Raw genomic sequence first — 15,066 nt, forward strand, 5'->3', positions numbered from 1 at the left:
ATCCCCTAGAGCCGCGAGACGACGTTCCGTCTCTTCGCTTGGCTGTGCGGTGTTTGTTCGAACACCGACGCATCGCGCGGAACGTTACCGTATCGCGATCAGACAACCACTTCGACGCCCTCGCCCGGAGGCCGTCCAGACGCCCGTTCGGACTCCAGAGCGTTCTGAAGGATCACCACAGCGGCAGCCTGGTCGATGACAGACCGGCCCTTCTTGGACTTCACGCCCGAAGCGCGGAGTCCCTGACTGGCCGTCACTGTGGTCATCCTCTCGTCCACCAGTCGCACCGGAAGGGGTGCGACCGAGCGGGCGAGCACCTGGGCGAAGGCCCTCACCTTGGCCGCCGCCGGGCCCTCGCCGCCGCCCAGGGAGCGGGGCAGCCCGACGATGACCTCGATCGGCTCGTACTCCTCGACGATCTGGCCGAGCCGCCGGTGGGCGGCCGGGACATCGCGTCCCGGCACGGTCTCCACCGGCGTGGCGAGGATCCCGTCGGGGTCGCACGAGGCGACCCCGATACGGGCGTCCCCGACGTCGACGGCGAGTCGGCGGCCACGGCGCATCCGCGTCATGCCCGGCGTCACGCCGTCTCGGTGACGAGACGTTCGACAGCTGCGACGGCGTCGCCGATCGCGCCCACGTTCTGGCCACCGCCCTGGGCGACGTCCGGCTTGCCGCCACCGCCGCCGCCGAGGGTCTTGGCGGCGGTGCGGACCAGGTCCCCGGCCTTGAGACCGCGCTCGCGGGCGGCCTCGTTGGTGGCGATCACGGTCAGCGGGCGGCCGTTGGCCGTGGTGAACAGGGCCACGACGGCCGGCCGGCCGCCCTGGATGCGTCCACGCACGTCGAGGACGAGCCTGCGCAGGTCGTCGGCCGAGGTACCGTCCGGAACCTGTCCGGTGACCAGGGCGACGCCCCGTACGTCCTTGGCGGAGTCGACGAGCCCGGCGGCGGCCTGGAGGACCTTCTCCGCGCGGAACTTCTCGATCTCCTTCTCGGCGTCCTTCAGCTTGCCGAGCATGCCCGCGATCTTCTCCGGGAGCTCCTCGGACCGGCCCTTGACCAGCTCCTGGAGCTGGGCGACGACCGTGTGCTCCTTGGCGAGGAAGTTGTACGCGTCCACGCCGACCAGCGCCTCGATACGGCGCACACCGGAACCGATGGACGACTCACCGAGGAGCTTCACCAGGCCCAGCTGGGAGGTGTTGTGGACGTGCGTGCCGCCGCACAGCTCCTTGGAGAAGTCGCCGATGGTGACGACCCGGACGCGCTCGCCGTACTTCTCGCCGAACTCGGCGATGGCGCCCTGCTTCTTGGCCTCGTCGATCGACATGACCTCGGCCTGGACGTCGAGTTCCCGTGAGAGGACCTCGTTGATCCGCTGCTCGACGTCGGTGAGGACCGTGCCGGGTACGGCGGCGGGCGAGCCGAAGTCGAAGCGGAAGCGGCCGGGTGAGTTCTCCGACCCGGCCTGGGCGGCCGTCGGGCCGAGGGCGTCGCGCAGCGCCTGGTGCGTGAGGTGCGTGGCGCTGTGGGCGCGGGCGATGGCCCGGCGCCGCGTGTTGTCGATGGCGGCGTACGCGGAGGCACCGACCGTCACCTCGCCGACCTGGACGACACCCTTGTGCACGTGGACGCCGGGGACCGGCTTCTGTACGTCGCGGACCTCGATGACGGCGCCGGTGTCGAGCCGGATCCGTCCCTGGTCGGCGATCTGGCCGCCGCCCTCGGCGTAGAAGGGCGTGCGGTCCAGGACGACCTCGACCTCGTCGCCCTCGGTGGCGGCCGGCGAGGGCACACCGTCGACGAGGAGGCCGACGATCGTCGACTCGCCTTCGGTCGAGGTGTAACCGGTGAACTCGGTGGCGCCGGAGTTGTCGGCGACCTCGCGGTAGGCGGACAGGTCGGCGTGACCGGTCTTCTTGGCGCGGGCGTCGGCCTTGGCCTTGTCCCGCTGCTCCTGCATCAGGCGGCGGAAGCCCTCCTCGTCGACGGAGAGGCCCTGTTCGGCGGCCATCTCCAGCGTGAGGTCGATCGGGAAGCCCCAGGTGTCGTGGAGCAGGAACGCCTTGTCGCCGGCCAGGACCTTGCCACCGGCGTCCTTGGTCTCGGTGACGGCGGTCTCGAGGATGTTCGTGCCGCCCTTGAGGGCCTTGAGGAAGGCGGCCTCCTCGGCGACGGCGACGACCTCGATGCGCTTGCGGTCGGTGACGAGCTCCGGGTACTGCAGGCCCATCGTGTCGATCACGACGCCCACCAGCTGGTCGGCCACCGGCCCGGTGGCGCCCATGAGCCGCATGTTGCGGATGGCGCGGCGCATGATGCGGCGCAGGACGTAGCCGCGTCCCTCGTTGCCGGGGGTGACACCGTCGCCGATGAGCATCACGGACGTGCGGATGTGGTCGGCGACGACGCGCAGGGAGACGTCCGAGCCCTGCTCGGCGCCGTAGCGCACGCCGGTGAGCTCGGTGGCCTTGTCCATGACGACGCGCAGGGTGTCGGTCTCGTACATGTTCTGTACGCCCTGGAGGATCATGGCGAGGCGCTCGAGGCCGAGACCCGTGTCGATGTTCTGGGACGGCAGGTCCCCGAGGATCGGGAAGTCCTCCTTGCCGTCGCCTGCGCCGCGCTCGTACTGCATGAAGACCAGGTTCCAGATCTCCACGTAGCGCTCGTCGTTGACGGCGGGGCCGCCCTCGGCACCGAACTCGGGGCCGCGGTCGTAGTTGATCTCCGAGCACGGGCCGCAGGGGCCGGGGACGCCCATGGACCAGAAGTTGTCCTTCTTGCCCAGGCGCTGGATGCGCTCGGCGGGGACGCCGATCTTCTCGCGCCAGATCTGCTCGGCCTCGTCGTCGTCGAGGTAGACCGTGATCCACAGGCGCTCGGGGTCGAGGCCGAAGCCGCCGTCCGCCACGGGGCTCGTGAGGGCCTCCCAGGCGAGCTCGATCGCGCCTTCCTTGAAGTAGTCCCCGAAGGAGAAGTTGCCGCACATCTGGAAGAACGTGCCGTGCCGGGTGGTCTTGCCGACCTCTTCGATGTCCGGCGTACGCACGCACTTCTGCACGCTGGTGACGCGCGGGGCGGGCGGCTTGACCTCACCGAGGAAGTACGGCTTGAAGGGGACCATGCCCGCGGGGACCAGCAGCAGAGTCGGGTCGTCCGCGATGAGCGACGCCGAAGGGACGACGGTGTGACCGCGCTCCTCGAAGAAGCTCAGCCAGCGGCGGCGAATTTCAGCCGACTCCATTAGTGGTCCTCATTCCGGTTGTCCGAGTTGTAGGGGAGCGTTCGGTGCGTGGGGGTGCGGCCGGTGCGGGCCGCTTCGACGGCGATGTGGCGGGTGACCGGGAGTTCGGGGTCGACGGGCGTCCGGAGGCCCAGTGCCCCGCCCAGTTCGGCCTCGCGCCGGACCATCCCCTCGCGCACGTCGAGGGCGAAGTCCTTCAGCTTGTGGCCCGCTTCGATCGCCTTGTCGGCGGCCTGCGCCGCGAGGCTCTCGGGGGTCAGCTGCTTGATCTTGCGGTTGACCTTGGTGGTGGCCCAGACACCGGCGGCTGCGCCGGCGGTGAACCAGAACGTACGGCGGAACATCGCTGCGTCAGTCCTTCTGTCCGCGGGAGCTTCGGCCGGTCCGCTTCCTGCGGGCGGACGGCACGGTACGGCCGACGATCACGGTGCGGCGGGGGGTCCGGGGGGCCTGCTCCGGTTCGGGAGCGGTCCGGCGGCCGAGCGCCTGGCGTACCCCGTAGCCGAACGCGGCGACCTTGACCAGCGGCCCGCCGAACGTCGACGCCACCGTGGTGGAGAGCGCGGAGGCGTTGGAGGTGACCTCCTGGACGTCACTCGCGATGGCGTCGACCTTGTCGAGCTGGGTCTGCGCGGAGCGCAGGGTCGCGGAGGCGTCGGCGAGCAGCGGAACGGCCTGCTCGGTCACTTCCGCCACCAGCGCGGTGGTCGCCCTGAGCGTCTGGGCCAGCCTCACCAGCACCACGGCCAGGAAGGAGACCAGGATCGCCCAGAAGACGGCCACCAGGATTCCGGCCACCTCTCCACCGGACACAGTCCACCGCCTCTGCTTGTCGCTCGCCCGCCCCGGCCGGGGCTCGGCCTCTGCCTGTCTCGACCCGGCCGGTGCGTACCGCCACCTCAGCCGATCGTCGTCCCTCGACCCTATCGCGCCGGGTGCCGGGCCCCGTACCGCATTACGGGCGGGCGGAGCGCCCCCGGAGGCACGGAGATTGTACGGAGTGCTCACGTGTCGGTACTCTGCGTGTTTCATGCGACGCCCCCAGTGCCCCTCCCCCACACCCGACGACGCGGATCCCGTGCCCGGTACCGCGGGGCACGCGGCCGACGGAGCGGAACTCGCGGCCGGGTGCGCGGAGCACACGTCCGGAGCCGCGGAAGCGGGGCACGCGCCCTCTCCCGTGCGGGGAAACCTCCCGGCCGAACTGAACGCCTTCGTGGGACGAGAGGACGAGCTCTCCGAGCTGGAGGCGCTTCTGCGGGACTCCAGGCTGGTCACGGTGGTGGGGGTGGCCGGTGTCGGCAAGACCCGCGTGGCCGCCAGGATCGCGGCGCTCATGGAGAAACGGTACTGCGACGGGGTCTGGATCGCCGAGCTGTCGGCCCTCCACGATCCCGGCCTCCTCGAACACGCGTTGGTCGACGCGCTGGGGCTCACCGACCACACCAGCAGGCCGCCCCGCACCACGCTGCTCGCTCACTGCGCCCCGCGCCGACTCCTGCTCGTGATCGACGGGTTCGAGCATCTGATCGACGCGTGTGCCGAGGTCGTACGGGAGTTGCTGCGCCGGGCACCGCAGGTGCGCGTGCTCGCCGCCGGGCGCCGGCCGTTGCGGGTGGACGGCGAGGTCGCCCTCGTGCTGAAGCCGATGGCGGACGACGATGCCGTGGAGCTCTTCGCCCGGCGCGCCGGCGCCGTGCAGCCCGGGTTCCGGCTGACGGACGGCAACAGGGAGACCGCCCGGGAGCTGTGCCGGAGGCTCGACGGCATCCCGCTCGCGCTGGAACTGGCCGCCGGGCGGCTGCGGGCCCTGTCGATGGATCAGGTGCTGCACCGTCTCGACGACCGGTTCCGGCTGCTGACCGGGGGCAGCCGCAGCGCGCTGCCCCGCCACCAGACCCTGCGTACGGCCATCGGCTGGAGCCATGAACTGTGCGCCCCCGAGCAGCGGCTGCTCTGGGCGCGGCTGTCCGTGTTCGCCGGCCAGTTCGACCTGGAGGCCGTCGAGTACATCTGCAGCGGACCCGGCCTGCCCGCCGACGCGGTGCTCGACGCACTCGACGAACTACTGGGGCAGTCCGTCGTGGTGCGTGAGGACTCCCCCACCGGCAGCCGCTACCGCCTGCTGGACACCGTGCGGGAGTACGGCGCCGAGTGGCTGAGCGCGACGGGGGACTCGGAACGGCTGCGCCGCAGGCACCGGGACTGGTATCTGGGGCTCGCGACCTGGTGCGAGCTGGACTGGTTCGGCCCGCGGCAGGCTGAGGCGGCGGCCCGGATCGACAGCGAGCTGCCCAATCTGCGCCGGGCGATGGAGTGTTCGCTGGAGAGCCCCGACGAAGTGCATCTCGCGCAGTACCTGGCGGGCACGCTCTGGTTCTACTGGGCGGGCTGCGGCCGGCTCGCCGAAGGCCGCCACTGGCTCGGCCTCGTGCTGGAGGAGGAGTCCCCGCACGATCCGTCGCGGCTGAAGGCGCTGTGGGTGCTCGGCTACGTCGCCGTACTGCAGGGGGATCCGGTCGCCGCGGTGTCCGCCCTGCAGGAGTGCCGGGAGGAGGGCGAGCGCTCGGGGGACGCGACGGCCGTGGCCTACGCGGTGCACCGCACCGGCTGTCTCGCCCTCGTCACGGACGATCCGGCCCGCGCCGAGGAACTGCTGCGCGAGGCGCTGGGGCGCTACCGCGCGATCGGCGAGCTCAACAGCAACGTACTGATGGCCCAGGTCGAGCTGGGTATGGCCGTGGCGTTCCGCGGGGACCTGGACGGGGCGGCGGAGATCTGCGACGAGGTGCGCGGGATCTGTGAGGACCACGGGGAGCGGTGGGCGCTCGCCTACGCGCTGTACGTCCTGGGCTACGCGGCCCTGCAGTGCGGCGAGGGCGGGCGGGCACGGCGGATGCTTGGGGAGTGCCTCTCGATCGCGTACGCCTTCCACGATCTGCTCGGCACGGTTCTCTCGCTGGAGCTGCTGGCCCTGGTCACGGTGGCCGACGGCGACGCGGCGGAGGCCGCGGTGCTGCAGGGGGCCGCGGCACGGATCTGGCCCTCGGTGGGTCTGCCGCTGTTCGGGTCGGCCCATTACGGCAGGCCGCGCGCCCAGTGCGAGGAGCGGGCCCGGGCGGAGCTCGGCGATGTGCGGTACGAGCAGGAGCGGCGCTCCGGGAGCCGGCTGGACACGGAGGGCGCGGTGGCGCGGGCACTGCGCGAAGGAGCAGGAGGCCAGGGGACGGCGATCCGGGGTGACGCCCCCGGGGACACGCGAAGGCCCGCCGCCTCCCGGACAACAGAGAGGGGCGGGCCCGAGCTCGGACGGTAGCTACGCCTGGATCAGCGGGCGTAGTACTCGACGACGAGCTGCTCGTCGCAGATGACCGGAATTTCCTTGCGGTTCGGGTCACGGTCCAGGCGGAAGGCCAGGGCCTTCAGGTTCACCTGGAGGTAGCGCGGGGTCTCACCGTCGGTGTCGTAACCACCCTCGCGGGCCACCTGGAAGGGGACCTTGGTGCGGCTGCGCTCACGGACCTGGATGACGTCGTCGGGGCGCACGCGGAAGGACGGCTTGTCGACCTTGCCACCGTTGACCTCGATGTGGCCGTGGACGACCATCTGACGGGCCTGGTAGATGGTGCGGGCGATGCCCGAACGCAGGACCAGGGCGTCGAGGCGACGCTCGAGCTCGACGACCAGCGCCTCGCCCGTCTTGCCTTCGGCCTTCTTGGCGCGGTCGTAGGCACGCGCCATCTGGCGCTCGCTGATGTCGTACTGCGCACGCAGGCGCTGCTTCTCCAGCAGACGGACCTTGTAGTCCGAGTTCTGCTTGCGGCCACGGCCGTGCTCGCCCGGCGGGTACGGACGCGCTTCGAAGTACTTGACAGCCTTGGGCGTCAGAGCGATGCCGAGGGCACGCGACTTCTTGACCTTGGGACGCGACTGGTTAGGCACGTTCTCCAGACCTCCGTTGTAGGTTAGGTTAGGCTTACCTTACTCAAGGAGATCGCATGTCTCGCCCTGGGAACACCACTCACGTCACGGACAGCACAGACAGCGGCAGCACACCCATGGGTGCTGCTACGACGGAAGGCCGATCTGATCGTGGTCAGCCGCGTCCCAGCGGGCTTGAAAACACTCGGTTGCCGTCAGCAGCCGAGCGCACACGAACTCTCGTACAGAGTACCTGCTCCGCCGTGCTGCTCGTACCGGGGCTGGTGGTGATCCACCCGGACCAGCTGTTGCCCGCCGCCCGGAGCGTCAGTCCGGAAGGGGATCTGCTCCTCGAATTCCCCGCCGGTTCCCCGGTCGTGCGGGCCGCGACCCGTGCCCGGGGCGACGAGCTGACGGCTGTGCTGGACATCACCGACGTCGCCCCCGTCTCGGTCCCGCACCGGATCCGCGGCCGTGCCCGGATCGCAGGCCGGCTCACGTCCGTGCCCGGCCGGGCGGAGCCCGGCCGGATCGTGCTGGGGCTGGAGATCGTGGAGGTGTCGGTCGACGACCTGTGGGGAGCGGAGGAGGTCGAGCCGGACGCCTTCCGGGACGCCGTCGCGGACCCGCTCGTCGCCCATGAGGCCGAGCTGCTCCAGCATCTGCACGCGGCCCACAGCGAGGAGATGGCCACGCTGTCCGCACTCCTGGGGGACCGGTCCGGGCAGCCGGAGTGCGCCTGCGCCGCCCACCGGCCCGCCGCCGTCCCGGTCGCGCTCGACCGCTTCGGGCTGCGGGTGCGGTTCGTGGAGAGCGGCGGGGACTGCTTCGACGCCCGTTTCGAGTTCCCCGATCCCGTACGCGACATCGGCGGGCTGCGGCGCGCCATGCACACGCTCTTCGAAGCGGCGTCCTGCTGAGCACCGCCGGTCACGACGGTGCCGTACCGCCCGGTTCGCCGCGGCCGAGGCGCTCGCGGACCCGGTCCGCGACGTCCGCGTACCGCGCCTCCGCGCCGTACCGCGTGGGTTCGTAGTAGCGCCTGCCGCGGACGGCGTCCGGGGCGTACTCCTGGGCGGCGATGCCGCCGGGCACGTCGTGCGGGTAGACGTAGCCCTGGGCGTGGCCCAGCTTGGCGGCGCCCTTGTAGTGGCCGTCGCGCAGATGGGCCGGGACCGGGCCCGCGAGGCCCCTGCGCACGTCGTCCTGCGCGGCGGAGATCGCCAGCGTCGCCGCGTTGGACTTGGGGGCCAGCGCCAGTGCGATCGTCGCGTGGCTGAGGGTGAGGGCCGCCTCCGGGAAACCGATCATCGCCACGGCCTGGGCGGCCGCCACCGCGGTGGGCAGCGCCGTCGGGTCGGCGAGTCCGATGTCCTCGCTGGCGGAGATCATCAGCCGCCGGGCGATGAAGCGCGGGTCCTCCCCCGCCTCGATCATCCGGGCCAGGTAGTGCAGGGCCGCGTCCACGTCCGACCCGCGGATCGATTTGATCAGGGCGCTCGCCACGTCGTAGTGCTGGTCGCCGTCACGGTCGTACTTCACGGCCGCGCGGTCGACGGTCTCCTCGAGCGTCGTGAGCGTGATCTCCGCGTCCTGCTTGGCGAGGGCCGCGCCCGCCGCCGCCTCCAGTGCGGTCAGCGCCCGCCGGGCGTCGCCGCCCGCGATCCGCAGCAGATGCCCCTCCGCGCCCTCGGACAGGGTCACGGCGCCGCCCAGTCCCCGCTCGTCGGTCAGCGCCCGGCGCAGCAGTGCGCGCAGGTCCTCGTCGGTGAGCGGCTCCAGGGTGAGCAGCAGGGAGCGGGACAGCAGGGGGGAGATGATCGAGAAGTACGGATTCTCCGTGGTGGCCGCGATGAGCGTCACCCAGCGGTTCTCCACGGCGGGGAGCAGGGAGTCCTGCTGGGCCTTGGAGAAGCGGTGGATCTCGTCGAGGAAGAGGACGGTCTCCTTGCCGAAGCCGCCGGTGGCGCGGCGCGCGCCCTCGATGACGGCCCGGACCTCCTTGACGCCGGCGGTGATCGCGGAGAGCTCGACGAAGCGCTTGTTGGTGGCCTTGCTGACCACGTACGCCAGGGTCGTCTTGCCGGTGCCCGGCGGCCCCCAGAGGATCACCGAGGAGGGGCCCGCGGGGCCACCGCTCCCCTCGCCGACGAGGCGCCGCAGCGGCGAGCCGGGCTTCAGCAGATGCTGCTGGCCGACCACCTCGTCCAGCGTACGGGGGCGCATCCGGACAGCGAGGGGGCTGCTGGACGGATCCTTCTCCTGGCGGTCTTCGGCTGCTGCGGTAAAGAGGTCGGGCTCCACGCTGGAAGCCTATGCCACCCCACCGACAACGCCTCCGGGGCCGCCGGAGGACCGTCAGCTGGTCCAGAAGTCCCACCAGCGGGTCAGGATCAGCATGCCGATGATGCCGATCCAGAGCACCGGCGGCACCCAGTGGAATTCGGTGAGCCCGTTCCGCAGCCAGGCGGGGGCGGGAAGGATCCGGTGCTTGACGTTGTGCGTGGTGACGTAGCAGAACATGAAGATCGTGGCGACCCAGGCCAGGCAGCACCACAGGCAGAGCGAGTTGATGTTGTACAGCGACTGGTACTGCAGCCAGGTGCAGAAGCCGACACCGAACAGCGTGCCCGCGTTGAGGCCGAGCCAGTACCAGCTGCGGAAGCGCGCGCCCGCCAGGAGCGCCATGCCGATGCCGATGACCACCGAGTAGGTGGCGATGCCGAGCATCGGGTTGGGGAAGCCGAAGGCGGCCGCCTGTTCGCTCTTCATGATGTTGCCGCACGCGACCACCGGGTTCAGGCTGCAGCCCGGGGTGAAGCTCGGGTCCTCGAGCAGCTTGAACTTGTCGATCGTGATGACCCAGGCGGCGAGCAGTCCGGCCGCTCCGGTGATCACCAGCAGCAGTGCGAACGCCCGACTGCCGCCGATGGTCCTCTTCCCGCCGTCCTCGTCCTGGTCGGAGGAGGGGTGGTCTACCGCTGCAGTCGTCATATCGCCGTTCCATCACTGAGTGGCCAGCCGGGCACGGTCATTGTGCCGCACCGTGCGCTCGGTCAGCCGTTCTCTCCACATAAAGGTGTGCGCACCGGAGGCCCGGAGCGCGGGGGTCGCCGGGCGCCGGCCGCCGGACCGGAAACTGCGGCGCGAGCCCACGGGTCGCGCACCGGGTGGGGCGGACCGGCCCCGGTGTACCGGCTTCGACCTGGGGTTCCGGCCCGGCGGGCCGCTCGGCGGCCGCGGTCCCCCACGGGCCGGTGACGAGCGCCGCCGCGGATCTTCCCGTGTCCGCCCCGGCTGCGGCGGGGGCACGGTGTCCGCACCCGTGGCCCGCGTCGCCGGTGACGTTCGCGGATCGTGGTCGCCCGGCGGGATGAATCGTCTGCCGCCGCATTGACGGGGGTGGCACGGCCCGGGGGCCTCGGACCGGCGGGCACCGGCCGGTGAACGGACGGTGCCCGCCCGGGCGGACCGGGCGGGCACCGTGCGGGTCGACTGCCGGATCAGGCGGTCCTGGCCCGCACCACGGCCACGAGCTCGTCGAGCGCGACAGCCTGCTGCTCGCCCGATTCCATGTCCTTGAGCTGGACCGTGCCCTCGGCCAGATCACGCTCGCCGGCCACGATCGTGAAGCGGGCGCCGGAGCGGTTCGCGCTCTTCATCGCGCCCTTGAGGCCCCGGCCGCCGAACGCGAAGTCGGTGGCGACACCGGCCCTGCGCAGCTCGGTGACCAGCCCGAAGAGCACGCGTCGGGCCTCCTCGCCGAGCGGGACCGCGTACACGCTGGTGGTGGCGGGGATGTCGAGCTCGACGCCCTCGGCCTCCAGCGCGAGCACCGTACGGTCCACGCCGAGCGCCCAGCCGACGGACGGCAGTGCGGGGCCGCCGATCATTTCGGACAGCCCGTCGTAGCGGCCGCCGCCGCCCACCGCGGACTGGGAGCCCAGACCGTCGTGGACGAACTCGAAGGTCGTGCGCGTGTAGTAGTCGAGTCCGCGGACCAGCTTCTCGTCGTCCTCGTACACCACGCCCGCCGCCGTCAGCAGGTTCCTGACCTCCTCGTGGTACGCCTTGCAGGCGTCGCAGAGGTAGTCGCGCAGCATCGGCGCTCCGCCGAGCTGCTTCTGGACGTCGGCCCGCTTGTCGTCGAGTACCCGGAGCGGGTTGATCTCGATGCGGCGGCGGGTCTCCTCGTCCAGGTCGAGGTCGCGCAGGAACGTCTGGAGCGCCTCCCGGTAGACGGGGCGGCACTCCTTGTCGCCCAGCGAGTTCAGCAGGATGCGGAACCGGGTGAGGCCGAGGGAGCGGTAGGCCTGGTCGGCCAGGATGATCAGCTCGGCGTCCAGTGCCGGGTCCTCGGTGCCGATGGCCTCCGCGCCGACCTGTGAGAAGTGGCGGTAGCGGCCCGCCTGCGGACGCTCGTAGCGGTAGTAGGAGCCGGAGTACCAGAGCTTGACCGGAAGGTTCCCGGCCTTGTGCAGGTTGGCCTCCAGCGCCGCGCGCAGGACGGAGGCGGTGCCCTCGGGGCGCAGGGCGAGCTTGTCGCCGCCCTTGGTCTCGAAGGCGTACATCTCTTTGGAGACGATGTCGGTGGACTCACCGACACCGCGCGCGAACAGGGCGACGTCCTCGAAGCCGGGCGTCTCGATGTAGCCGTAGCCGGAGTTCTTCAGGGGTGCGGAGATCGCCGCGCGGACCGCGAGGAACTTCGCGGAGCGCGGCGGGGTCAGGTCGTACGTGCCCTTGGGGGCCTGGAAGGTACTCACAGGGATTTCTCTCGTCACATTCCTCGGCGGGGCGCGTCCATGCCGTGCAGATACGGGTTGGAGGCGCGCTCGCGGCCGATGGTCGTCTGGGGGCCGTGGCCGGACAGCACCACGGTCGAGTCGTCGAGCGGCAGGCACACGCGGGCCAGCGACGCGAGCAGCTCGGCGTGGTCACCGCCGGGCAGGTCGGTGCGTCCGACGGAGCCGGCGAAGAGCAGGTCGCCCGAGAAGAGAACCTGCGGAACATCCGCGGCCTCGGGCATCCTGAACGTCACCGACCCCTTGGTATGGCCGGGGGCGTGCGCGACGCCGAACTCCAGGCCCGCCAGCTTCAGCAGGGCGCCGTCGGCCAGCTCCTTGACGTCGTCCGGCTCGCCCACGGTGAGCTCTCCCATGAGCGGCATCCCGATGGAGCGGCCCAGGGCCTTCTCCGGATCGCTCATCATGTACCGGTCCTCGGGGTGGATCCAGGCAGGGACGTCATGGGCGCCGCACACGGGGACGACCGAGGCGACGTGGTCGATGTGGCCGTGGGTGAGCACGACGGCGACGGGCTTGAGCCGATGCTTCTTCAGCGTTTCCTCGACGCCCTGGGCGGCCTGGTGGCCCGGGTCGATGATCACGCACTCCTCGCCTGCGGCGGGGGCGACCAGGTAGCAATTGGTCCCCCAGGCCCCGGCGGGGAACCCGGCAATGAGCACGATCGTCCTTAGTGTTCGTCCGACGAGGGAGGGCCGCGCGGAGGGTTGCGGCAGATCAGAGCCTACCGGCGCTCCTCATTCCACAGCTAACCCATATACCGTACGGGGCAACCCAGGCCCGATCACACGACGTACAAGGAGACCAACCGGTGGTCAGCAGCGATCAGCGGCGGCGGCAGCTCGCCCGGGAGAAGTTCGAGCGGCAGCAGCAGCGTCGGGAGGAAGGGCGCCGGAAGACCAGGCGTCTCACGGTGATCATCGCGTCATCGGTGGCCGTGGTGGCGGTCATAGGAGCGGGCGCGTACGTCTCCCTCGACGGCGACGACGCGAAGAAGAAGGACAGCGCGGACGCCGCGGCGAGCCCCTCCGCGTCCCCGTCGGCGAGCGAGAGCGCGGCGCCCGAGCCCGCGATGAAGATCGACAAAGAGGCGAAGTACTCGATGTCGATGAAGACCAGCCAGGGCGACATAGGGATCGCGATGGATGCGGCGAAGACCCCGCACACCACGAATTCCTTCAAGGCGCTCGCGGACAAGGGGTACTTCGACGGTACGAAGTGTCACCGGCTGACCACGGACGGGATCTTCGTCCTGCAGTGCGGTGACCCCAAGGGCGACGGGACGGGCGGTCCCGGCTACACGATCCCGGACGAGAACCTGACCGCGCTGGGCAAGGCGGGCGACGACGGCTCGGTGACGTATCCGGCGGGCACGGTCGCGATGGCGAACACCGGCCAGCCGGGTACCGGCGGCAGCCAGTTCTTCCTCGTCTACAAGGACACCAAGCTGCCGCCCAGTTACACGCCGTTCGGCACCATGGACGATGCCGGCCTGAAGGCGGTCAAGAAGATCGCGGCGGCGGGTGTCACCGGTGGGGCGGCCGACGGTGCGCCGAAGAAGGCGGTCACGGTCGAGAAGGCGGCCGTCGACAAGGCCTGACCGGCCGGGCGGCCGGTCCGCCCCGGGTGCCCGGCACGGACCGGAGAATTTCGGCCGCGCGGAGTGCGGACAGCCGGGTGGCCGGTCGCCTAGATTGGCGTTGTGCAGGGCGGGCGCTGCCCGCCCCAGGAAACTGTGGACGATGCACGGGGGGCGAACCCTCCCGGCATCAGGTGGAGGAGGCGCTGTGAGCAGCGACCCGTGGGGCCGTGTCGATGAGACGGGCACCGTGTACGTGCGTACGGCCGAGGGCGAGCAGGTCGTCGGATCGTGGCAGGCCGGTTCCCCCGAGGAGGCCCTGGCCTATTTCGAGCGCAAGTACGAGGGCCTGGTGGTCGAGATCGGCCTCCTCGAACGGCGGGTGAAGACCACCGATCTGTCCGCCAAGGACGCGACGGCGGCGATCGAGCACCTCCGTCAGCAGGTCGATGAGCACCATGCCGTCGGTGACCTCGCCGCGCTCGGCAAGCGGCTGGACGCGCTCGTCGCGACGGTCGACTCGCGGCGCGAGGAGCGCAAGGTCCAGAAGGCGAAGCAGACCGACGAGGCCAGGCAGGCCAAGGAGGCGCTGGTCGTCGAGGCCGAGGAGCTCGCGCAGAGCGAGCAGTGGCGTTCCGCGGGTGAGCGGCTGCGGGCGCTCGTCGACACGTGGAAGGGGCTTCCGCGCCTCGACCGCAAGTCGGACGACGAGCTGTGGCACCGGTTCTCGCACGCCCGTTCCGCCTTCTCCAAGCGGCGCAAGGCCCACTTCGCCTCGCTGGACGCCCAGCGCGAGGACGCCCGCAAGGTCAAGGAGAGGCTGGTCGCCGAGGCCGAGTCGCTTTCCGGGTCGACGGACTGGGGCACGACCGCTGCCCGTTACCGCGACCTGATGACGGAGTGGAAGGCCGCGGGCCGTGCCCAGCGCGAGTCCGAGGACGACCTGTGGAACCGCTTCCGCGGCGCCCAGGACGTGTTCTTCGCGGCACGCAGCGGTGTTTTCGCGGAGCGTGACGCGGAGCAGGGCGAGAACCTCAAGCTGAAGGAGGAGCTCGCCGTCGAGGCCGAGAAGCTGGCGCCGGTGACGGATCTGAAGGCGGCCCGGGCCGCGTTCCGCACCGTCAACGAGCGCTGGGAGGCCATCGGCCATGTGCCGCGTGACGCCCGCCCGAAGGTCGAGGCCAGGCTGCACGCGGTGGAGCGGGCGCTCCAGGAGGCCGAGGAGTCCGAGTGGCGCCGGACGAACCCGGAGGCGCGGGCCCGCGCCGAGGGTCTGACCGGCCAGCTCCAGGCGGCCGTGGACAAGCTGCGTACGCAGATCGACACGGCACGCGCGTCGGGCAACAACGCCAGGGCCGACAAGCTGTCCCGTGAACTCGAGGGCCGGCAGGCGCTGCTGGACCAGGCGCTGAAGGGCCTGGAGGAGTTCGGCGGCTGACACTCCCCGCCGTGCCCGAGGGGCTTTCCCGCGTTCCGCGCGGGGGAGCCCCTCCCGCATGTCCCGGCGGGCG

The 15,066-nt window shown here is 71.1% G+C and carries 13 protein-coding genes; 4 read left to right on the forward strand and 9 right to left on the reverse strand.

What is annotated here, in order from left to right; genetic code table 11:
* Positions 1 to 98: 98 nt before the first annotated feature.
* The 4 genes from ruvX to OG927_RS05080 are packed head-to-tail and all read right to left on the reverse strand — an operon-like array spanning position 99 to position 4,048.
* Positions 99 to 572 carry a Holliday junction resolvase RuvX gene (ruvX, locus tag OG927_RS05065; RefSeq protein WP_199862749.1) on the reverse strand — a complete coding sequence of 158 codons (474 nt, stop codon included), beginning with the start codon at positions 570 to 572 and terminating at the stop codon, positions 99 to 101.
* Positions 573 to 580: 8 nt separating this feature from the next.
* Positions 581 to 3,250 (reverse strand): alanine--tRNA ligase, encoded by a 2,670-nt coding sequence (gene alaS, locus OG927_RS05070; RefSeq protein WP_330319774.1) that lies wholly within the window; start codon positions 3,248 to 3,250, stop codon positions 581 to 583.
* A complete protein-coding gene (locus OG927_RS05075; protein ID WP_124282928.1) occupies positions 3,250 to 3,594 on the reverse strand; it encodes a DUF6167 family protein in 345 nt (114 codons plus the stop codon). Before OG927_RS05075 ends, alaS begins: the two co-directional genes overlap by 1 nt.
* Positions 3,595 to 3,601: 7 nt before the next feature.
* Positions 3,602 to 4,048, reverse strand: coding sequence for a DUF948 domain-containing protein (locus OG927_RS05080; RefSeq protein WP_330321296.1), 447 nt, complete (start codon positions 4,046 to 4,048; stop codon positions 3,602 to 3,604).
* Between the two features lie 232 nt (positions 4,049 to 4,280).
* Here OG927_RS05080 and OG927_RS05085 point away from each other — a divergent pair, with 232 nt between their 5' ends.
* Positions 4,281 to 6,566, forward strand: a complete 2,286-nt coding sequence (locus tag OG927_RS05085; protein WP_330319775.1) for an ATP-binding protein — start codon at positions 4,281 to 4,283, stop codon at positions 6,564 to 6,566.
* A gap of 11 nt (positions 6,567 to 6,577) precedes the next feature.
* On the opposite strand, the gene rpsD is transcribed toward OG927_RS05085, so the two are convergent.
* Positions 6,578 to 7,192 (reverse strand): 30S ribosomal protein S4, encoded by a 615-nt coding sequence (gene rpsD, locus OG927_RS05090; protein WP_056786978.1) that lies wholly within the window; start codon positions 7,190 to 7,192, stop codon positions 6,578 to 6,580.
* Positions 7,193 to 7,380: 188 nt separating this feature from the next.
* Between rpsD and OG927_RS05095 the strand changes: the two genes are divergently transcribed.
* Entirely contained in the window at positions 7,381 to 8,091 is a 711-nt protein-coding gene (locus OG927_RS05095) for a DUF2470 domain-containing protein (RefSeq protein WP_330319776.1), read from the forward strand.
* Positions 8,092 to 8,101: 10 nt separating this feature from the next.
* Here the strand turns inward: OG927_RS05095 and OG927_RS05100 are convergent, their stop codons facing one another.
* The 4 genes from OG927_RS05100 to OG927_RS05115 form a co-directional block, all read right to left on the reverse strand.
* Positions 8,102 to 9,475: a replication-associated recombination protein A gene (locus OG927_RS05100; protein WP_056786971.1), complete on the reverse strand. Its 1,374-nt coding sequence runs from the start codon at positions 9,473 to 9,475 to the stop codon at positions 8,102 to 8,104.
* Between the two features lie 54 nt (positions 9,476 to 9,529).
* On the reverse strand, positions 9,530 to 10,165 hold the full coding sequence (locus tag OG927_RS05105; protein ID WP_056786968.1) for a vitamin K epoxide reductase family protein: 636 nt from the start codon (positions 10,163 to 10,165) through the stop codon (positions 9,530 to 9,532).
* A gap of 509 nt (positions 10,166 to 10,674) precedes the next feature.
* On the reverse strand, positions 10,675 to 11,937 hold the full coding sequence (gene hisS, locus OG927_RS05110; protein ID WP_124282926.1) for a histidine--tRNA ligase: 1,263 nt from the start codon (positions 11,935 to 11,937) through the stop codon (positions 10,675 to 10,677).
* A 14-nt stretch (positions 11,938 to 11,951) separates the two neighbouring features.
* Positions 11,952 to 12,638, reverse strand: coding sequence for an MBL fold metallo-hydrolase (locus tag OG927_RS05115; RefSeq protein WP_056786961.1), 687 nt, complete (start codon positions 12,636 to 12,638; stop codon positions 11,952 to 11,954).
* Between the two features lie 149 nt (positions 12,639 to 12,787).
* Here OG927_RS05115 and OG927_RS05120 point away from each other — a divergent pair, with 149 nt between their 5' ends.
* Both OG927_RS05120 and OG927_RS05125 read left to right on the forward strand, forming a co-directional pair.
* Positions 12,788 to 13,576, forward strand: coding sequence for a peptidylprolyl isomerase (locus tag OG927_RS05120; protein WP_056786957.1), 789 nt, complete (start codon positions 12,788 to 12,790; stop codon positions 13,574 to 13,576).
* Positions 13,577 to 13,763: 187 nt separating this feature from the next.
* Positions 13,764 to 14,993: a DUF349 domain-containing protein gene (locus OG927_RS05125; RefSeq protein WP_330319777.1), complete on the forward strand. Its 1,230-nt coding sequence runs from the start codon at positions 13,764 to 13,766 to the stop codon at positions 14,991 to 14,993.
* Positions 14,994 to 15,066 lie beyond the last annotated feature (73 nt).

Origin of the sequence: Streptomyces clavifer (assembly GCF_036345975.1) — a bacterium.
GTDB classification, from domain to species: domain Bacteria; phylum Actinomycetota; class Actinomycetes; order Streptomycetales; family Streptomycetaceae; genus Streptomyces; species Streptomyces clavifer.

Excerpts from the sequence above, each read along its gene's own strand:
- OG927_RS05075 (WP_124282928.1), bottom strand. The coding sequence starts at position 3,594 with ATGTTCCGCCGTACGTTCTGGTTCACCGCCGGCGCAGCCGCCGGTGTC.
- OG927_RS05105 (WP_056786968.1), bottom strand. The coding sequence starts at position 10,165 with ATGACGACTGCAGCGGTAGACCACCCCTCCTCCGACCAGGACGAGGAC.
- OG927_RS05085 (WP_330319775.1), top strand. The coding sequence starts at position 4,281 with ATGCGACGCCCCCAGTGCCCCTCCCCCACACCCGACGACGCGGATCCC.
- ruvX (WP_199862749.1), bottom strand. The coding sequence starts at position 572 with ATGACGCGGATGCGCCGTGGCCGCCGACTCGCCGTCGACGTCGGGGAC.
- alaS (WP_330319774.1), bottom strand. The coding sequence starts at position 3,250 with ATGGAGTCGGCTGAAATTCGCCGCCGCTGGCTGAGCTTCTTCGAGGAG.